The 16286-nt window shown below is 56.3% G+C and carries 17 protein-coding genes and 2 tRNA genes; 7 read left to right on the top strand and 12 right to left on the bottom strand.

Annotation, left to right across the window (positions count from 1 at the left end; all coding sequences use genetic code 11):
• Positions 1–32: 32 nt before the first annotated feature.
• The 3 genes from VHE10_03270 to topA all read left to right on the top strand — a co-directional run bounded on the left by VHE10_03270 (position 33) and on the right by topA (position 3784).
• Positions 33–917 (top strand): DNA-protecting protein DprA, encoded by an 885-nt coding sequence (locus tag VHE10_03270; protein HVU06778.1) that lies wholly within the window; start codon positions 33–35, stop codon positions 915–917.
• A 41-nt stretch (positions 918–958) separates the two neighbouring features.
• Positions 959–1456, top strand: a complete 498-nt coding sequence (locus VHE10_03265; GenBank protein HVU06777.1) for a hypothetical protein — start codon at positions 959–961, stop codon at positions 1454–1456.
• Between the two features lie 132 nt (positions 1457–1588).
• Entirely contained in the window at positions 1589–3784 is a 2196-nt protein-coding gene (gene topA, locus VHE10_03260; GenBank protein ID HVU06776.1) for a type I DNA topoisomerase, read from the top strand.
• A gap of 30 nt (positions 3785–3814) precedes the next feature.
• Here the strand turns inward: topA and VHE10_03255 are convergent, their stop codons facing one another.
• On the bottom strand, positions 3815–4834 hold the full coding sequence (locus tag VHE10_03255) for a ParB/RepB/Spo0J family partition protein (protein ID HVU06775.1): 1020 nt from the start codon (positions 4832–4834) through the stop codon (positions 3815–3817).
• Between the two features lie 56 nt (positions 4835–4890).
• Here VHE10_03255 and VHE10_03250 point away from each other — a divergent pair.
• Both VHE10_03250 and miaA read left to right on the top strand, forming a co-directional pair.
• A tRNA-Leu gene (locus VHE10_03250) sits at positions 4891–4974 on the top strand.
• Between the two features lie 6 nt (positions 4975–4980).
• Entirely contained in the window at positions 4981–5898 is a 918-nt protein-coding gene (miaA, locus tag VHE10_03245; GenBank protein HVU06774.1) for a tRNA (adenosine(37)-N6)-dimethylallyltransferase MiaA, read from the top strand.
• A gap of 58 nt (positions 5899–5956) precedes the next feature.
• On the opposite strand, the gene VHE10_03240 is transcribed toward miaA, so the two are convergent.
• Complete coding sequence (locus tag VHE10_03240) at positions 5957–7114, bottom strand: replication-associated recombination protein A (GenBank protein HVU06773.1); 1158 nt, start codon at positions 7112–7114, stop codon at positions 5957–5959.
• Between the two features lie 170 nt (positions 7115–7284).
• Between VHE10_03240 and VHE10_03235 the strand changes: the two genes are divergently transcribed.
• Positions 7285–7355, top strand: a tRNA-Trp gene (locus tag VHE10_03235).
• 55 nt (positions 7356–7410) lie between these two features.
• Here VHE10_03235 and VHE10_03230 read toward each other — a convergent pair.
• The 7 genes from VHE10_03230 to VHE10_03200 form a co-directional block, all read right to left on the bottom strand.
• Positions 7411–7734: a hypothetical protein gene (locus VHE10_03230; GenBank protein HVU06772.1), complete on the bottom strand. Its 324-nt coding sequence runs from the start codon at positions 7732–7734 to the stop codon at positions 7411–7413.
• 115 nt (positions 7735–7849) lie between these two features.
• Entirely contained in the window at positions 7850–8005 is a 156-nt protein-coding gene (gene rpmG, locus VHE10_03225; protein ID HVU06771.1) for a 50S ribosomal protein L33, read from the bottom strand.
• Positions 8006–8060: 55 nt separating this feature from the next.
• A complete protein-coding gene (locus VHE10_03220; protein HVU06770.1) occupies positions 8061–8339 on the bottom strand; it encodes a hypothetical protein in 279 nt (92 codons plus the stop codon).
• Positions 8339–9487: an alanine racemase gene (alr, locus tag VHE10_03215; protein ID HVU06769.1), complete on the bottom strand. Its 1149-nt coding sequence runs from the start codon at positions 9485–9487 to the stop codon at positions 8339–8341. The genes VHE10_03220 and alr overlap by 1 nt, the downstream gene beginning before the upstream one ends.
• 8 nt (positions 9488–9495) lie before the next feature.
• Positions 9496–10065 carry a phosphatase PAP2 family protein gene (locus VHE10_03210; protein ID HVU06768.1) on the bottom strand — a complete coding sequence of 190 codons (570 nt, stop codon included), beginning with the start codon at positions 10063–10065 and terminating at the stop codon, positions 9496–9498.
• Positions 10066–10074: 9 nt separating this feature from the next.
• Complete coding sequence (locus VHE10_03205) at positions 10075–10836, bottom strand: undecaprenyl-diphosphate phosphatase (protein ID HVU06767.1); 762 nt, start codon at positions 10834–10836, stop codon at positions 10075–10077.
• 3 nt (positions 10837–10839) lie between these two features.
• Positions 10840–11406 (bottom strand): PH domain-containing protein, encoded by a 567-nt coding sequence (locus VHE10_03200; GenBank protein HVU06766.1) that lies wholly within the window; start codon positions 11404–11406, stop codon positions 10840–10842.
• A gap of 80 nt (positions 11407–11486) precedes the next feature.
• On the opposite strand from VHE10_03200, the gene VHE10_03195 reads away from it, so the two are divergent.
• On the top strand, positions 11487–11990 hold the full coding sequence (locus tag VHE10_03195) for a hypothetical protein (GenBank protein ID HVU06765.1): 504 nt from the start codon (positions 11487–11489) through the stop codon (positions 11988–11990).
• Between the two features lie 35 nt (positions 11991–12025).
• Here the strand turns inward: VHE10_03195 and VHE10_03190 are convergent, their stop codons facing one another.
• From VHE10_03190 to VHE10_03180, 3 genes are read right to left on the bottom strand one after another with little or no spacing between them, the layout of a single operon-like run.
• On the bottom strand, positions 12026–13609 hold the full coding sequence (locus VHE10_03190; GenBank protein ID HVU06764.1) for a glycosyltransferase: 1584 nt from the start codon (positions 13607–13609) through the stop codon (positions 12026–12028).
• 2 nt (positions 13610–13611) lie between these two features.
• A complete protein-coding gene (locus VHE10_03185; protein ID HVU06763.1) occupies positions 13612–15075 on the bottom strand; it encodes a glycosyltransferase family 39 protein in 1464 nt (487 codons plus the stop codon).
• Positions 15068–16285 carry a glycosyl hydrolase family 8 gene (locus VHE10_03180; protein HVU06762.1) on the bottom strand — a complete coding sequence of 406 codons (1218 nt, stop codon included), beginning with the start codon at positions 16283–16285 and terminating at the stop codon, positions 15068–15070. Before VHE10_03180 ends, VHE10_03185 begins: the two co-directional genes overlap by 8 nt.
• Position 16286: the final 1 nt, after the last annotated feature.

Here is a 16286-nt window from a genome sequence, read left to right as displayed (position 1 = left end):
TCTTTATCTTCCTATCCTACACTGGTTCACGTATGAATTCCATTCATGAAGAAATCAGGACGATCGAGCGCGCGGATTACCCGCGCCTCCTCGAAGAAGCGCTCGAAAACGCATCGAGCGTCCCCGATCGCCTTTATATCCGCGGTGAAATGCCGCCCGAAGACCACGTATTCCTCACTATCGTGGGATCGCGGCGATACACCGAATACGGCAAGGCCGCGTGCGAATATCTGATCGCCGGACTGCGCGGACTGCCCGTCGTCATCGTATCCGGACTGGCATACGGGATAGATTCGATCGCCCACGAAGCGGCATTGAAGAATGGTATCCATACCATGGCCGTACCAGGTTCGGGCCTTTCGGACGAGATGATATATCCCGCGAACCATATCGGACTGGCGCGCCGGATACTGGCGGCAGGCGGATGTCTGCTGTCTCCGTTCGACGAGACGATCATGGGCAATAAATGGACCTTCCCCTATAGAAACAGGATCATGGCGGGAATAGCCCAGGCGACGCTCGTCATCGAATGCGAAGAGGATTCGGGAACGATGATCACCGCGCGGCAGGCAGAGAGCTTCCACCGCGACGTGCTCATCGTGCCCGGCTCCATATTCTCGAAAAAGAGTGCCGGACCGCATTCATATATAAAAGATGGCGCGACGCCGATCATATCCCAGGAAGCCTTGATCGAGGCGCTCAGACTTTCTGCAACGCCGCGGGCGAAACCTGATTACAAAGACCTATCCGCTGATGAACGCAAGGTCATCACAGCCCTTTTCGAGCCCTGCACGTACGACCGGCTGGTAGAGAAGCTGGCAATGGACGCGACGGAGCTCAACATCCTGATATCAGGGCTCGAATTGAAGAAGATCCTCCGAAAAGACGGCGACAGGTTGCGCCTGGCTGCTGATTGACAAAACTGATTTTTGGTATATAATCATAGAGAATCTCCTTTATGAAAGAAGTCCTTACCAACCTGTTCGCCCTCATCGTGGCAGTCGCGCTCCTGGTCCTCGCGTCCAAAGCCTTCAACCACTATTTCAGCCGCTTCGGCAAGCATTCGAAATTCAGGCTCGTCTTCAAACGGACGATCGACGGCGTGGATATCTACGTCGTCACGTCCAAGATCAACTCGCCGGCTCCTTCGGAGCGACGCGTGATCGAGGCTTTAGACAGCATCGGTCTCGCTCCCGCGGAAGCATGCGACATGGAGAGACTGAGAGTCCACCCCCAACTCCTCAACGGCCTCTTCATCTCGGCTCCCGTCGACGGCGTGACGCTCACCCTCACCACGCAGCAGCGGTCTCCGCACAGCGTGTCGCGGGTTTCGTCCTTCCCCCTGGCGGCCAAAGACTGCTACGCCTGCATAACCAAAAGCGAGGCAGACAGCCGCCGGTGGAGGGAGCAGCTCGATCGGAGCATCCACAAGAACCGACCGATTCCCCAAGCCTGACTATAAGATCGCTGCAAAGCCGCCCCGTCCGCGAGGCGGCTTTTTTCTTTTGCCGGATGCGATCCGGCCTTCATATTCCCTTCAGCTCCGTTTGCTATATTTTTTCCATTCATGTAATACTTTGCACAACGTATGTCGAAACTCCTCATAGTAGAGTCTCCGGCAAAAGCCAAAACGATCGGGAAATATCTCGGCGACGAATACACCGTCGTCGCGTCGGTCGGCCACGTGCGCGACCTTCCGAAATCGAATAAGAAAGCGATAGACATGGAGCACTTCACGCCTCACTACGAAGTGTCCGCGGGCAAGGACAAGGTCCTGGCCGACATCGAGCGACTCGCCAAGAAATCTTCCGAGGTCTTGCTCGCGACCGACCCCGATCGCGAAGGCGAAGCGATCGCATGGCACATCGCCGAGGCCGTCAATTTCGGTAAAAAGCCGGTAAAGCGCGTGGTATTCCACGAGATAACCAAGGACGCCATCATCGAGGCCCTTAAATCCCCGCGCGATATAGATGAGAATCTGCGCCGCGCCCAGGAAGCCCGCCGCGTCCTCGACAGGCTCGTGGGATACGACCTCTCCGGCGTCATCTGGAAGAAAGTGCGCTACGGCCTCTCCGCCGGGCGCGTGCAGTCACCCGCCCTCCGCATCCTCGTCGAGCGCGAGCGCGAGATAAAGGCATTCAAGCCTGAAGAATATTTCGTGATAACCGCTGAAACCACGACGCCGAAAAAGGGAAAGCTATCTCTCGTATGCTCCGAAGAGCCTCGCGCCCAAAAGGAAGCCGAACGCATCGTATCCGTCGGCGAAAGAGAATCGTGGAGCGTCGTAGCGGTCGAAGAGACCGAGGCAAAGCGCTCCCCGCGCGCGCCGTTCACGACGTCTACCCTCCAGCAGGCCGCATCGACACGCCTCGGCTTCTCGCCGTCGCGCACCATGCGCATAGCGCAGAAGCTCTACGAATCCGGCCACATCACCTACATGCGAACCGACTCGACGACTCTGTCAAAGCAGGCCGTCGGCCAGATCGCGGCGACGATCGAATCGGCATTCGGCAAAGACCTGGTCGAGATCCGCGCCTTCGCGACAAAATCGAAGAATGCCCAGGAGGCTCACGAGGCCGTCCGACCGACGACCGCATCCAAGCGCGCGGCCGGCAACACCGACGAGGAAAAGAAGCTCTACTCCCTCATCTGGGCCCGCGCGGTCGCTTCGCAGATGAAAGACGCCCGCGTCATGAGGACCAGGATCCTCGCGAACACCGCTTCGAAGTCGATCCCCGACTTCCAGGCGAACGGCTCGCGCACTATATATAGAGGCTGGCTCGACGCCGATCCAGCCGCCCAGGGCGAAGACGTCGAATTGCCGAAAGTGTCGCAGGGCGACAAGCTGAATCTCGTCGACATATCTTCGCTCCAGAAATTCACCGAGCCCCCGTCACGATATTCGGAAGCGGGCCTCGTCAAAGAACTGGAAAAACGCGGCATCGGCAGGCCTTCGACGTACGCGTCGATCATAAAGACGCTCGAAGACCGCGAATACGTGACCAAGGAGAACCGCAACCTCCGCCCTACGGACACGGGCGAAGTCGTCTCGACCTTCCTCGAAGACAACTTCAGCCAGTACATCAGCGATACGTTTACCGCGGATATGGAGGACAAGCTCGACCTCATCGCCGACGGCACGGCCAAATACGAAAAGACGCTGTCTGATTTCTATAAGCCGTTCACCAAGGAAGTCAAAGCCAAGGAAAAGCTCGACAAGGCGACGAACCTCGGCGACGCCGATCCGAACATCAGATGCCCGAAATGCGGATCGCCGATGATCATCAAGCTCGGCCGCTCCGGCAAATTCTTATCGTGCTCGCGATATCCCGACTGCGACGGCGCTCTGCTTATAGACGGAACCGAGATGCCGAAAGACAAAGTCATCGGCATTCATCCCGATACCGGCAGAGAGATCACGCTCAAATCCGGCAAATACGGCCCGTACGTCGAGATGCCGACAGGCGAGATATTCCGGAAGAAAGAAAAGCTCCGTCGCGCATCCGTGCCGAAAGAAGTGAAGCCCGAAGAAGTGACGCTCGCCCAAGCGGTCCATTATCTATCGCTTCCCCGCGTCCTCGGCAATCATCCGGAGACCCAGAAGCCCATCACCGCGAATATCGGCCGCTTCGGCCCCTATATCGTCCACGACGCAGACTTCCGCTCGGTCAAAGCGCCTGATGACGTGTACAAGATAGAGCTCGCACGCGCCCTCGAGATATTCAAAGAACCGAAAAAGAAGCGCGGGTTCGTACGAAAGGCGAAAGCCGATAAGAAGGAATAGAAAATCGCCCGACCGGGCGATTTTCTATGATTAGAGCGAAAAATTCTTGAGAGAGTAGAGGTCTTCGGAGTTCTCGTCCTCCTTGATCTCGTCTTTCGATCGGTCGTCTATAGGCGATGCGGCGCTCGTAGCAGGGGTTTCAGCGGGCACGTCGGCGACGGAGACGGCAGGCGCACCAGACGCGACCGGAGCCGCGGGAGCGGATGCGACGACGGCTACCCTTCCGCCTTGGACCATGTCCATGATGGATTTAAGGTCCTCCGGCGAGAAGAAATCGATCGTGATCTTGCCGCCCTTCTGGCGCTGCTCGATCTGGACGCGGGTATGGAGCGCTTCGGAGAGCTTCTTTTCGAATTCGGCGAGCTCGAGGTTCGCGGCGACTTTCGCCTTGCGCGATCTCTCGACGGCGATAGTGCGGGCGATGAGCTCGGTCTCGCGCACGGTCAGACGCTTGAACATTATTTCCTTGAACAAGGTCGCCTGTTCCTGCGGACGGTCGGAGAGCATCAAAAGAGGGCGCGCATGGCCTTCAGAGATCTGACCCTGCGAGAGCGCATCGAGAGCGTCAGCGGGCAATGCGAGCAATCGGATAGAGTTCGACACATATTCGCGGCTCTTGCCCACCTTCTGGGCGATCTGGATATGCTTCAAGCCGAATTCTTCGGACAATTGCTGGAATGAGCGGGCGCGTTCGACGGGATTCAAGTCTTCGCGCTGCAAATTCTCGATGATGGCGAGCTCGAGCTTGAGCCGCGCATTCTCAGAATCGGCGCGGATAATAGCGGGGACTTGCGGCAAGCCGAGCAGTTTGGACGCGCGCAATCGGCGCTCGCCCGAGATGAGCTCGTATTCTACGGTCAGGCCGCCGTCTTCTTTGGCCAATTCAGTCCGCGTGACGACGAGAGGCTGGAGCAAGCCGTACATGCGGATAGACTCAGCGAGCGCGCGCAATGCGGCTTCGTCGAATTCGCGTCGAGGTTGGTACGGGTTCGGCCGTATCTTTTCAGTGTCTATCCAGAAGATGGAGTCGCCGGAGAATTGTGATTGCATGGTCGGTTCGTGATTGATAGATTTTATCACAATTTTATTGTAACGTTGGTGCACAAGCCGGAGTGGCGGAATGGCAGACGCGCGCGACTCAAAATCGCGTATCGAAAGGTGTGAGGGTTCGAGTCCCTCCTCCGGCACCAATTCTTATGACGAAGAAATTGCCCAGGATCGTCGCTATTGTCGGACCGACGGCGACGGGAAAAAGCGACCTCGCCGTCGCGATCGCGCGCCGCTTTGACGGCGAAGTGATATCCGCTGATTCGCGCCAGGTCTATCGCAGCCTCGATATCGGCGCAGGCAAGATAACGAGGCGCGAGATGAAAGGCGTGCCGCATCATTTGCTCGATGTCGCGAACCCAAAGGGCGATCGTTATACGGTAGAAAAATTCAAACGGGACGGCGCGGCCGCGCTCGCAGATATCTTGTCGCGCGGCAAGCTGCCTATCATCTGTGGCGGCACAGGATTCTACATAGACGCGTTGATTTGGGACGAGCAATTCCCTGCCGTGCCTCCGAACAAAGCCCTGCGCGCTAAGCTCGCGAAAAAATCTGCCGAGGCCCTGATGCGCGAGCTAAAAAGGCTCGATCCACGGCGCGCAAAGACGATGGACCCGCATAATAAAGTCCGCATCATCCGCGCCATCGAGATTGCGCACGCTCTGGGCGAAGTCCCGAAGCAAAAACGCATTCAACGATATGAAACCCTGTTCATCGGGCTTGAAACTGATAAAGAAATGCTCCGAAAGCGCATCCATGATCGCCTGATGAAACGCATGCGCGGCGAAAAGATGCTCCGCGAAGTCGAAAGCCTACGAAAAAAAGGTGTCTCCTGGAAACGCCTTCACGATTTCGGTCTCGAATACCGATACCTCGCTCTTATCCTTCAGGAAAAATCATCAAAAGAAGCGGCTCTCGCCGCCCTCGAACAAGACATCGCGCATTTTGCCAAACGCCAGATGACGTGGTTCAGACGTAACCCTGATATCAGATGGTTCCCTCTCGGTTCCGCTCAAAAAATCGAGCGCGAGGTCAACGGATTTATTTCTTCTGACGAGGCAGAGTAATTTGCCCTCTACTTTGAATCAACTCAAACAGCTCATCCTTTGATAGCTAACCGAATCTTCACTGATTCGGTTTTTTATTGCTTCTTTTCAGATATCTCTTCCCCTTTATCTTGTCCGGCAGGTAACTGTCGGCATCGTATTTCTTATAGCCTTTGTGATAGCCGAGCCCTCTCATGAGCTTGGTCGGCGCATTGCGGATCTTCAGGGGAATAGGCAGATTACCGAGTTTCTTAACGTCGTCGAGCGCTTCGAAATACGCGTCATATGACGAGCGGTCTTTGGCGGCGAGCGCGAGATACGCCGTGCCGTGAGCCAGATTGATGGCCGCTTCGGGCAAGCCGATCGTTTCGACCGCGCGGAATACCTCGTTCGCGACGACAAGCGCCGTCGGCTGGGCCAGGCCGATATCTTCGGATGCGAATATGACCATGCGACGGGCTATGAATTTCGGGTCCTCGCCGCCCTCGATCATGCGGGCCAAGTAATAGAGCGCGGCATCAGCGTCACCCGAACGCATCGATTTTATGAATGCCGAAATGGTGTCATAGTGCTCTTCGCCCTTTTTATCGAAGCGAATAAATATCTGTTCGAAGGCTTTTTTGAGATTTTCGAGTGTCACGGACCCGTATAATTTTTGGGCATTATCCAAAGCAGTCAGAGCGATGCGCGCATCGCCGTTGGCCAAGGAGGCAAGCCAATCGAGCGCATCTTTCGGTATGTTGAGCTTGGTCCTTTTTACGATCGCTTTTATATCATCTTCGGCAAGGCTCTTCAGGACGAATACGCGGCAGCGCGAGAGCAATGCGGATATGACTTCGAAAGACGGATTCTCCGTCGTCGCGCCGATCAATGTCAGCCGGCCGCTCTCGACGAACGGCAAAAGGAAATCCTGCTGGGCCTTGTTGAAGCGATGGATCTCGTCGAGAAATAGCACTTTCGGGCGCTGATCAAGGAGCGTCGAACCATCTACGATCTTACGTATGTCTTCTTTGCCCGCAGAGACTGCAGACAATTCATAGAATCGCGCGTCGAGAGCCTTGGCATATATGCGCGCGAGAGTGGTCTTGCCCACGCCCGGCGGACCCCAGAGTATGAACGAGAAAAGATGGCGATCCTCGATCGCTTTGCGGAGCGGCTTCCCTGATCCGACCAGCTCTTCCTGACCGACGAAATCCTTCAGTCTTTCAGGGCGTATCTTGTTCGCGAGCGGTTCCATATTGATTAGTACGGGAAGAAGTATATACTTATATTACATTTGGGGTAACCCACTGGTCCGATTCGACATCGGATCGTTGCATTCAGGAGAGCTCAAGCAAACGCTTGGGCTTTTCTCTTACCCGCTCCATAAGGAAAAATTAAGAGTTTTATGGTATAAATCCCTAGCAAGGGCGATTAGTTAAGTGGCATAACGAGGCACTCCAAACGCCTTGTCGGGGGTTCGATTCCCTCATCGCCCGCATCAGATGGTAGATAACAAAAAGCTCCGCCGTACTGGGCGGAGCTCGTAATCCCTCACGAGGGAAGGATCTGGGAAAGAGCGGCATTGTAGCCGGTTGCGTTGAAATTCGTCTTCGCGGTGAATTTACGAAGCATTGCGACAAGATCGAGCTCGGGCTTTTTCAAAAGCTTGACGCTGAAATGGTGAATAGTTTCCCAATACCAGCGGAATTGATGCTCCGGAGCGCGCCAACGCATGCGGTCGCTCTTGAGCTCTGTAGATGCTTGTTCGCACAGACCGATCAAGGCTTTTCGAGCGCCGGGCTTTCTGCTGAGTACAGCGACCGTGTGCCGCTTAATGATGATCGTGCCTTTAGGAAGACTGACGAAGGGTGGCATAGATTGATTCTCCGATGTGAATTTACGTCCCCGGCTGGATGCCTTGGATTCTCATATCTTTATACTGATTAATTGAAACGGGTCAAGAAAAGACCGCCTAATCGGCGGTTTTTTCTTACTTCTTCGCTTCCTTGAAGGTGACGCGCTTTCGGAGCTTCTTCGAGTATTTCTTGAGCTCGATCTTGCGCTCTACTTTGCGCTTGTTCTTGCGGCTATAGTAGACCTCGCCGGTCTCTTTATTGCGCAGAATGATGAGTTGGTCCTGGGACATGGGATTGAATAAAAGTTGTAGGGGGATAGTATCACGGCGCCCTGAAAAGGGCAAATTATCGCCTCTTTGACCAAGATATGAGGACCAAGGTCTCTATCAGGAACATAGGGGCGAAGCTCGTCGCAGGGATCGCTTCGACCAGGGTCGAGACGATATAGAGCGTCGCCTGCCTACCCTGGAATACGTTCACGCCCTGGGTAAAGAATAGGCATCCCATAACGATCTGACCGATGATGGATACGATCTCCGAAAGCCCTGGTACGAGCGACAGAAGGTCGAAAAATCCCGCGATAATGAGGAGCGCCGCCGATCGCTTTCTGCTGATATGGGCCATTATGATATTCGAGGGATAAGGGGATTAATGCGCGTGACGAGCTCGTAATTGATCGTCCCCGCCCTTTCGGCGACTTGTTCGACGCCCATACCCGCGCCGATGATCGTCGCTTCGTCGCCTTCGCGAACGCTCGGTATGTCGGTGACGTCGAGGATGGTCATATCCATCGAGATGCGGCCGATGATACTGGCCCGAGCGCCGCGGATGGCGACCTGGCCTTTGTTCGAAAGCGAGCGCGGCAGGCCGTGCCAGTATCCGACCGGGATGACGGCGATCCTCGACGGGCGCTTCGCTTCGAACGTCAGGTCATAGCCGACCTTGGCACCCTTGGGTATGAGCTTCACTTCGGAGACGATCGCTTTCCATGAAAGAGCGGGAGCGAGTTTCGGCACATATGCCTCCCCGCCGACGCTTTCGGCCCACTTTTTTATCTCCCGCGACGGCCAGAGGCCGTAGAGGGCGATTCCTGCGCGCGCCATATCGAAATGAAAGTCCTTGGAGAAAAGTATCCCTGACGACGCGGACGAATGCGTGATCGGCTTCAATCCCTTTTCGCGGATCTTCGCGACGATGGCGCGGAATGATCGCGCCTGCGCCTCGGAATATTCGCGGTGCATCGGATCTTCCATGGCGGCGAAATGGGTATAGACGCCTTCGACGACAGCAGGAAAGCCCTTTGCGGTCAGCAAGCGCACCGCTTGCTGGACATAGGTCTCCAAAATGCCCTGCCTGTGGAGGCCCGTATCGAATTTCACGTGGATGCGGAGCATATTCGCCTTGGCTTTGGGCAATTTCGCCCGCGACAGGGCCTGAAGCGATTCGAGGGATGAAATGGTGAGAGAGACATCCTTTTCCGCCGCGGTTTTATAGAGCGTCGGGAGCGTGTACCCCAAAACCAGTATCGGCGCCTTGATGCGCGCTTTGCGGAGCTCTAATGCCTCCGATAATTCGTCCACGCCGAGCCAGGTCGCGCCGCCGCGCAGAGCCGCGCGCGCCGATTCGACCATGCCGTGGCCGTACGCATTCGACTTAACTACAGCCATGACGTTCGCCGATGCGCCGACGAGCGCTTTCAAGACAGCGGCGTTCTTTTCTATAGCCCCAAGATCGATCTCGATCCAAGTGCGGCTTGCTTCAGGCTGCTTCATAGGGTTAGTTATTTTAGCTTCTTTTGGAACGGAGACCAGAGCCGCTTGTCTATGACTCTGAATATATAAAGGAAGAGGATGCCGAATATCCATCCGGCGAGCACCTGGGACGGATAATGGACGCCGAGATACACGCGCGAAAGACCGACGAGCACGATAAGAGCGACCGAGCCCCAGAGGACGACATGGCTTTTCGGGTGACGGAGAGCGATCCAGCCCAGGACGACGACCGACATCGCCGCATGGATCGAAGGCAGGCCGAAGCCGATGTCTTTGTCATACGCAACGACGAGCGGATCGACCGCATACGGTCTGTCTACGTGAAAAAAGAGCTTGAGGAGCACGAGCGCTCCATAGGATACGAGGGCGATGATGACGACTTCGAGAGAGATCCGCCATTTCTCTATGAGAAGGAGCGCGCCGAGGACGAGCGCGAGGAATACCAGGTTCGAAATAGCGCCGTGCGATATGAATCGCGCTATCCCCTGGAATCCGGGACCGATGGATTGGACCAGGTATATGAGCGAGGAATCGAGCTCGGATACGCGCGAGAGTATCGAATCTACCAGAGAAGGCATGGAGATAGATTAGCGCGCAAGGAAGAGAAGCACAATCGCGCCGAGGACGATCCGGTACCAGCCGAATGAAGCAAAGCTCCTGGTTTGGATGAATCTCATGAATGCGCCGATGACCGCCCAGGCGACGACGAACGAAACGACGAAGCCTGTGACCAAAAGCGCAGCCTCGTGGCCCGTCATATGGATGCCGTGCTTCAAAAGCGAATACCCCGAAGCGGCGAGCATCGTCGGCACGGCGAGGAAGAAAGAGAATTCGGCGGCGGCAGGCCGCGACATGCCGAGCAATCGCGCGCCGATGACCGAGGCGGCCGATCGCGACGTACCAGGTATGAGAGCGAGGCATTGGGCAAGGCCGATATAGAGAGCTTTCTTGTATCCTACGGCACCCGCTTCGGTGATCGTCGGAGCGAGCGTCCGTTTTTCGACCAAAACAAGGATCGCGCCGCCGATAATGAGAGCGCCCGCGACGACGTCAGGATTAAAGAGGGCGGCCTCGATCGCGCTTCCGAAGAGCGCGCCGAGGACGAGCGCGGGAATGACCGCGACGATCGCTTTTTTCCATATAACGAACGGCGGGCGGAGTTTCGAGCGGAAATGCGCGAGGACCGCGAGGATGGCGCCGAGCTGGATGATGACATCGAACATCTTGGTGAAATCAGGGCTGAATGAAAGCCATTGATTCACGATGACGAGATGCCCCGTCGAAGAGATCGGCAGGAACTCCGTGACGCCCTCGACGATTCCCAAGATGATAGCGGTGATGAAATCCATGATCTATATCGCGCTTACGACTTTCTGGACGTTGGCGCGCTTCAGAAGCTCGTCGCGGAAGACGGCGGCGAGCTTTTGGTCCATAGCCGGCAGAGCGCCCTCGGATTCGTTGTATTCGGTTCGCCCATTGTCTTCAGCAGCGGTCAGTATGACGACGCGAGAAAGGCCCATGAGCCTTTCGCCCAATTTCCTTTCGATGTCTACCGTCTGGATCTGGCGATAAGGAATGGCGATCTCCTGCTGATTCATGATCCCCTGTCGGATCTTCAGCGCGTCTTCGTCTATGCAGTATTCATAGCTTCGATACGCAAGGCGGCTCGCGACGATGGCGATCGCGAGGGCGATGAAGAATACGATGAAGCAGACGACTCCCGCGAGGCCGACGAACGGTACGACCGGCGCCGGAATAGCTGAAACTCCGCGCACCGCGGTGAATATGACGGCGAGGATAAGAAAGCCTGTCGCGTATTCCAGCTTTTGGGACAAGAAGAGCCAATACGTGCGGGAACCGAGCCGGTTCCAGGCGCCGAGGGATATGGTCGGGATATTTCCGGTCGAAGAGGTTTCCATCGATCCAGTATACACCGATTCCTCGCGCGATTGACACGGCCCTGCGAATGCTCTAGCGTGAGGCAAACAGCACGTACCTTATGAACGATAAATCTGACAGAGAAGAGACTATCTCTAGGATGCTCCAGGAATGCGCCGACCGGCAGGAGAGTCGCATGCAGGATTACGCGGCGAGCGGCGCCTTCAAGACGAAGACCGACCGCGGCGACCTGCATATGTTCTTCAGTCCCCGGATGATCCCTGCAGGTCTGACCGACGAAGAGGTCGGCATATGCATCGCCCTCTATCCGAGGCGAAGGAAGCTTGTCGACCTGATGGTCGCAAAGAGGCGGCAAGAGCTGGAAAAGAAGATGCGGGAGGCTATATCGGATGACTGGTTCGCCATGGAGGCGATCTCCGAGGCCTTCGGTTCCGTCGAAAACGGTGTGCTATTCGGTTCCGCTTTCTATGCGTTCCGCGAATACGATGCGTTTCCTCTGCCGCAAGAGCTGCTCGTCCAGTATATGACCCGGGAAGCATTCTCCAACGGCATATTGAAGCTCGTCGCCAGACTCAACGAGCTTGAAAAAGCTCTGGCCGGGTGACATATCGCGAGGCCCGCATAAAAATGCGGGCCTTTTCATGGCTTCCCCTTCTCGATGCTCGAGAGCCGCCCCGCGACCATCCTGACCTTGGTCGAAACGACGGCCTCAGGGACGAACATCATGTCATAGAGACGATTAAGATACCGCTTTACGAATCCTTCAGGCGCCGCGGCCAGTATATAGGGTACGAACATGCCGACATTGAAGAGTGCCCAAGTAGAGTTGTTGACGACCGACGCGGAAAGGCCTTCGCGCGCAAGCGCGAACGGAACGCCCCCGGCAACGAGGAAGAGGTAGGCGATGTGCGGAATGACGAGATACAGGAAATTCCCCTCTATCCCCTTCTTCGACGTGATCGAGAACGACGATTTCCTACCCGTCATCGCGGACCAGAGCGCTTGGACATGGATTGTGAACGAGGAAAAGGAGAACGAGAGGGCCCGGAACGAAAAATGCCCGTTCGATGTCGATGACAGTACGCCGACGGTGATGAACATATACGGGATAAAGACCGCTGCCAGGAGCATCGTATCCGTCTTTATGGGGAATATGCCGAAATAGAGGAACAGGACGGGCAAAAGCACGTTCATGAGCACGACCGCACCGGAAAGAAAATAGGTGACGGACGAGAGATACTGGATCTTCTGGTCAGCAGTAAGTCCTCGGCGAAAAAACAGATTGTATCGAAAGAGGACGTCGAGGGCGCCGCGCGCCCAGCGGAATTGTTGCTTGGTATATGACAGGAAATCCTCCGGAGCCAGCCCCTCGGCGAGCACCTCGGGCACATAGAGCGACTTCCATCCCTTCTCATGGATGAAGAGCCCTGTCACGAAATCCTCCGCGATCGATTCCTGGCACATGCCGCCCGCTTCCTCTAGAGCGCTCCGCCTGATGACCATATTCGTGCCGCACATGGTGCCCGAATTCAGACGATTCTTGCCGCGACATATCGGGCCGAAGAAGAGCTTCTGCTGTTCCCACGCGGAGAGGGCAACCGCGTTCTTGTGCGCGTTCTTATAGAACTGCGGCGTCTGGACGTATGCGAGCCCGGGATCCGAGAAGAACCCGACGGTCTTCAGGAGGAAATCCTTATGCGGAGCATGGTCGGCGTCGAAGATGACGACGAAAGGCGCCTTGGTATGCGACAAAGCGTTATTGATGTTCCCAGCCTTAGCGCCGCCGGGCGTCTTGCGCGTGATGCAAGCGATACCGAGCCTCTCGGCGAGCGCCTCGACGTCCTGCCAATGAGCCTTGTTCGCGACGAATCCGTCGTTCAAGAGGAAGACGCGATGGAAGCGATAGTCCATGTCCCGCGCGGCGCGCGCGGTCTCCTCTACGATATCGGCCGGCTCTCCGGCGACGGTTATATAGACGTCTACGTCGGGCATGAAATCGGGGTCGTGCCTGGCCTCATGATCCATAATCCAGACGGTATAGAGATAGGTGACGGCCTGCCAGGCATGGAATATCTCGCCCGCGAGGAGCATCCAGAACAGCGCCTCGTTCCCATGCGGGAACATAAAGCTGATGACGAAGAAATAGACCGTGGCGAAAGCAAGGTTCGCCGCGAGGAGCAAGCGTTGCGACCGGCTATGGAGAAAGTCGAATTTCGAAGGCATCGTCAGAGGTATCTAAGCTTATAGACGTATAACGATAGCCCAGACGAGAATGTTTTCTCTTCGATCCTCTCGTAATGGGTATCCAGATAGAACCTCGTGTCCTCTTCGTACGGCTGATGGTAGCCGAAGACGACATAGACGCGCTGATAGACCTTGGCCCAGTCCGCCGAATCCTTCGCGATGAGGCCGGGGCTATAGGGTTCAGGCAGAGGATCGTCCGTATACCTGTCCCATCGCGGAAAGGTCTCGATGCGCGCTTCTCCCCGGTAATAATATTCGATCGGATACGTAAGGAACGGCGCCGATACGACGAGAAGGTCGTCGGCGCGGGTGCGGGCGGCGACGTATGCCGCGACGGATCGATAGTCCTCCTTCACTGGCGAAGCCTTGTCGCCCGCCTGATACCCGGTCATGAAGAAAGCTCCGATGCAGAGCGCGCCGAGGACGAAGTTCGAGACCCTCAGCTTGTAGGAAGACAGGAAATAGATAGCCAGGAGATACAGGCTCGGCAAAGCCACGATCAGATAGCGGCCCAGGAATATCGGCGTGAACGCGACGCTCACGGCGAAAGTCAGCATGATCGGAAGGAGCGACGCGAGCATCAGATACCCGGTCTGGGGCTCGGTTCTCTTTTTCTTGTTCAAGATAGTGAAAGCTGCGAACACCGCGAGCGGCCAAAGGGAAAGGAACATCGTGTTGACCGCGTCCGTCTGGAAACCGATGAAGAAATTAGAAAAGAGGTTGAAGAAATCGAAAGACGTCGGCGCCGCGAGCACAGGATTCGACAGTCCCGCTCCCGCCACGCGGCGATACACGAACCAGACGGCTACGGGAACGGCGCAGAGCGCCGCCGTCCCGAGAAATCGCGCCAGGCTTCCCTTCGGAAAGATATCCCGTCGGGCGAAATAGAACACCGCTTGAGACAATGCGACGAATCCGAAGAACATATGGGTGAAGAGCCCGAGGAACGTCACGATCCCGTACAAGAGCCAGATACGCCGCGAAGGAGCCTTCCACAGATTGATATAGAGCAGATGAGAGAGGGCGGTGAACAAGAAGAGCATCGAATACATCCGGGCTTCGGATCCGTACCAGCCGAGGAATGGCGATACGGTCGTGAGGAGCGAGGCGAAATATGCGACGCGCGGAGTATATGCCCGGAGCGCCAGGTAAAACATCGCGGGTATCGATACCAGGCAGAATAGGAGGGACATCGTCCTAATGGCCGCTTCGCCTGTCCCGAATGCGATCTCCCAATAATGGAGGAGAATGAAATAGAGCGGCATGTGGACGTCCTTGGCTATATAGCGCATGACGCCTGGCAGGTCGCGCGAAGTCTGCCACACGCTCTGCGCCTCGTCGAGGCGTAGGCTCTCGTCCATCCACATCGCCAGAGAAAAAGCCGCGGCGCACGCCATGAGGAGGAGGATATATATTCCCGGCTTGATCGAGCTGGTCCTATTCATAGAGGTTGCGAAGCTCTCCCGCATACAGAGCCATGCCGAACCATGCCCAGTTCTCGTCGTAATAGCTGAGAGGCGACCTCCATGTCGATTCGTTCGGATCATAGAGAGCGTCGAGCTTCGAAAGATACACCTCTTTTGCCTTCGAGGGATCGGACGCCATGAAATATCCGATCGTGCCCCCGTACATGGCGGCTGACTCGCTGTCAGTCAGGCGAGACCCGTCATGCGCATAGGCATACGCGATCCCTTTATGCCCGCTCCATTCCGAAGAGAGGTAGCCAAGGGCATCGAGCACCGCTTTCGCGCGCGGATCCTTGTTCCATTCCCAGTCGAGGGCGAACCTCCACGGCAACCGCAGGGCATCGAAGCTGAAATTAGTGGTGACGTTCGCCGCGCGCGAAAGGGATACGATGGCGCCCGTGTCGCGGTCCATGCCTATCCAATCAGGCGGCAGGCCGGCCGAGCTGGCTTTGTCGAGAGGATCTTTAACGCTCTCGAGCGCCACGTCGTATGACGTAGACGCCAGACCGAGCCAATCATGGTCAGGATCAGCCTGCTTGAAGGCTTTGAACGCATAGGGCGCGAAGTACGAAGGATTGACGACAAGGACCTTTTTGGATGTCTGTTTTTCGACATCGTTCGCCAGCAGATACGGCTTACCGCTGATGATGACGACTTCCCTGTCCCAGATGTCCCTGATGATGCCTATGGCGTCGCCGAAATAGGTATCGCTGCCCCATCGCTTGGACGCGAAGAGCAGCGAAAGGGCGATATCGATGTCGGCATCGCTCGCCGTATTCTCTCCGCCGCGATCGGTAAGGACGCCGTACGATCCGTCAGGACGCTCGCCGAAGAGCCAGCTCATGAGATGGTCGCCCTTCCTCTGTATATTGTCTTTGGTCCACTGCCAGGCGATATCGAACGTCGCCTTGTCGTCGATCCAGACGGATCGGAGCATGATATAGCTCTGCCCTTCCGACGTGGTTACGCCCCCTTGATCTTTGTCGAGGCTCCGGAGCGTGCCTTGCTCCAGATATTCGGACTTGTAATGATGCCAGACCGCCTGGAGCAGGGTCTTCTGGGAGAAGTCCGGCGGCCTCGCATCGAGCATGAACCGGAGGTTGAATAAAAAAACGGCGGCGGCGATTGCCATGCACGCGAACGCCCCATATACCCACATGCCTGATATTTTTCCGGTGCCGGATTGCATG

This window comes from Candidatus Paceibacterota bacterium (genome assembly GCA_035546035.1).
Taxonomy (GTDB): Bacteria; Patescibacteriota; Minisyncoccia; order Phycocordibacterales; family UBA6065; genus UBA6065.
Note: the sequence above shows the minus strand (reverse complement) of the source record. Positions and strands in the feature narration are given on the sequence as shown.